The sequence below is a fragment of the Halomonas sp. 707D4 genome (assembly GCF_024158685.1).
Classification (GTDB): domain Bacteria; phylum Pseudomonadota; class Gammaproteobacteria; order Pseudomonadales; family Halomonadaceae; genus Vreelandella.
Genome location: NZ_JAMZBD010000426.1, coordinates 1 through 2649, shown reverse-complemented (window position 1 = coordinate 2649; position 2649 = coordinate 1). Strand labels below are relative to the sequence as shown.

Genomic DNA, 2649 nt, shown 5'->3' with positions numbered 1-2649 from the left:
GAGTAGGCCTGGTCCTTGTCGAGGGTACTCATGGCGATCAGGTGACCGCGCCGCGCACGGAAAAGCGCGGCTCCCGGTACTCGCCGCTTTCAAGCACCTCGCGAAAATGCCGGGCGGCGTGCCAGACATCCTCGAAGCTCAGGTAGAGCGGCGTGAAGCCGAAGCGCATCAGCCCCGGCTCGCGGTAGTCGCCGATCACCCCGCGCGCGATCAGCGCCTGCACGATGGCGTAGCCGTTGTGGCCATCGATCAGCGAGACCTGGCTGCCCCGGCGGCCTTGCGGCGGGGTGATGTTCTCGATGCCGTGCGCCGCGAACAGATCCGCGAGGCAGTCGCAGAAGAGCTCCGTCAGCGCCAGGCTCTTGTCGCGCAGCGCTGCAAGATCGACCTCCTTCCATAGCGCGAGCGACGCCTCCAGGGTGGTATAGGCGAGCGCCGAGTGCGTGCCGGTGCGAAAGCGGGAGATGCCGTCGGCGGGGGCGTAGTTTGCGTCGAAGGCGAACGGCGCGCCATGGCCGTGCCAGCCCGAGAGCGGCTGCCAGGGGCCATCTTGGGCGTCGCGGTGCACGAACACGAAGGCAGGCGCGCCGGGGCCGCCGTTCAGGTACTTGTAGGTGCAGCCCACCGCAAAGCGCGCGCCGCTTTTGACGAGCTCGACGGGCAGCGCCCCGGCGGAGTGGGCGAGATCCCAGACCACCTCGGCGCCGTGGGCGTGCACGAGCTGCGTGGTGGCGGCCATGTCGCGAAGCGCCCCGGTGCGGTAGTTCACCTGGCTGAGCACGACCACGGCTACGCCTTCCAGGTGCTCGGCCAGGTCCGCGCCTTCGGGCAGGAAGCGGTGCTCGCAGCCTCGCAGCTGGCAGAACCCCTGGGCGATGTAGCCGTCGGTGGGGAAGTTGCCGCCTTCCGAGAGCACCGCGCGCCGATCATCCGGGGCCTGGCTTGTGATGTAGCCCAGCAGCTTGAAGATGTTGAGCGTGATGTTGTCGGTCACGCAGACTTCCCCGGCCCGCGCGCCGATCACCGGCGCGAGCAGATCCCCCAGGCGCTCGGGGGCGTCGAACCACCCCTGATTCCACCCCTTGATCAGCTCCTCGCGCCATTGGGTGAGGGTGGCATCGACCGCCTGCGTCGCCGCCACCGGCTGGGCGCCCAGGGAGTTGCCGTCCAGGTAGAGTACGCCCTCGGGCAGGGCGAAGTGCTGCTTGAACGCGGCGAGCGGGTCGCGCCGGTCGCGCTCTTGCACGCTTTCGAGGGTGATGCCGTTCAGGGGCTCGTTCATGGTGTCCTCCGTAAGATCGAATACCGTCGCCGTAACCTGCTCAGATCGAGGTGCGCACGCTCCACAGCTCGGGAAAGAACTGCAAATCCAGCGCCTTGACCAGGTAGTTGACGCCGGCGGTGCCACCGGTACCGCGCCGATAGCCGATGATGCGCTCGACGGTCTTCATGTGGTTGAAGCGCCAGCGCTGGAAGTTGAACTCCACGTCCACCAGCTTCTCGGCAAGCTCGTAGAGATCCCAGTGTCGTTCGCTGTGGCGATATACCTCGGCCCAGGCGGCTTCCACCTCGGGGCAGGGGGTGTAGGGTTCGCGCCAGTCGCGCTCGATCTTCTCTGCCGGAATGGCGAAGCCGCGCCGGGCCAGAAGCTTCAGCGTCACATCGTAGATACTGGGGGCGGCGAGGGCTTCTTGAAGCTTCTGGTAGTCTTTTGGACGTTCGCGGTGCGCCTCGATCATTTTGGCGTTCTTGTTGCCGAGCAGAAACTCGATCTCACGGTATTGGTAAGACTGGAATCCCGAACTCTGGCCGAGGCTGTCGCGAAAGCTCGCGTAGTCTGCCGGCGTCATGGTTACCAGCACTTCCCAGGCCTTGATCAACTGCTCCTGGATACGCGCCATGCGGCTGAGCATCTTGAAGGCCGGCGACAGGTCGTCGGCATCGATATTGGCCGCCGCCCCGTGGGCCTCGTGCAGGCAGAGCTTGATCCAGAGCTCCGAGACCTGATGGATGACGATGAACAGAAGTTCGTCGTGCTCTTTCGAGACCGGGTTCTGGCAGGCGAGCAGCGGCTCGAGGTCCAGGTACTGGCCATAGCTCAGGTCCTGGTCCCAATGGATGGCTTCGCCATCGACGGCGTTACGAGGTGTCGTCATTGTTGTTGCGCCCCTTGTTGCACGAGTGATTGCGCCTGGGGTTCGCCCAGATCCCAGAGTACCCCGGCGGTGAGCCTGAGCCCCTCCTCGACGATGCTTTCGAGCAGGTGCTCGTTGGGCGCGTGCTGGTCGCAGGCGGGATAGGAGTGGGGCAGCCATACCGTGGGGAGGCGCAGCACGTCCGAAAAGCAGTGGTTGGGAATGGTGCCGCCCAGGTTGGGAAGAATGTGGGCCGGACTTCCCAGGCTCTGCTCGGTGGAGTGCTGAACGAAGCTGACCCAGGGGTGGCCGGGGTCGAGCCGGGTGGCGGCGTAGCCGCCGAGCATCTCAAGCGCTACCTCGCCAAACCCCAAGGCATCGAGATGGGCGCGCAGGCGCGGCTCGATGGCCTGCCACTCGGTGCCCTTGACGAAGCGCAGTTGCAGCACCGCCTCGGCCCGCTCGGGCACCGCGCCGACGGGCTTGACGGTGTCGCCGGCGCCCAGGGCGAGGA

2 protein-coding genes and 1 pseudogene are annotated in these 2649 nt (G+C 66.2%); all 3 read right to left on the bottom strand.

Going from position 1 to position 2649, the window contains the following annotated elements:
* Positions 1 to 37 precede the first annotated feature (37 nt).
* Positions 38 to 1282 (bottom strand): kynureninase, encoded by a 1245-nt coding sequence (gene kynU / locus BIS11_RS14735; protein ID WP_253423814.1) that lies wholly within the window; start codon positions 1280 to 1282, stop codon positions 38 to 40.
* A gap of 40 nt (positions 1283 to 1322) precedes the next feature.
* On the bottom strand, positions 1323 to 2156 hold the full coding sequence (kynA, locus tag BIS11_RS14730; RefSeq protein ID WP_253423817.1) for a tryptophan 2,3-dioxygenase: 834 nt from the start codon (positions 2154 to 2156) through the stop codon (positions 1323 to 1325).
* A pseudogene (locus BIS11_RS14725) lies at positions 2153 to 2649 on the bottom strand (M20 peptidase family dipeptidase); the annotation flags it as partial. The pseudogene BIS11_RS14725 and the gene kynA, both read right to left, overlap by 4 nt.

Coding starts and splice junctions, on each gene's coding strand:
- kynU (WP_253423814.1), bottom strand. CDS start 1,282: ATGAACGAGCCCCTGAACGGCATCACCCTCGAAAGCGTGCAAGAGCGC.
- kynA (WP_253423817.1), bottom strand. CDS start 2,156: ATGACGACACCTCGTAACGCCGTCGATGGCGAAGCCATCCATTGGGAC.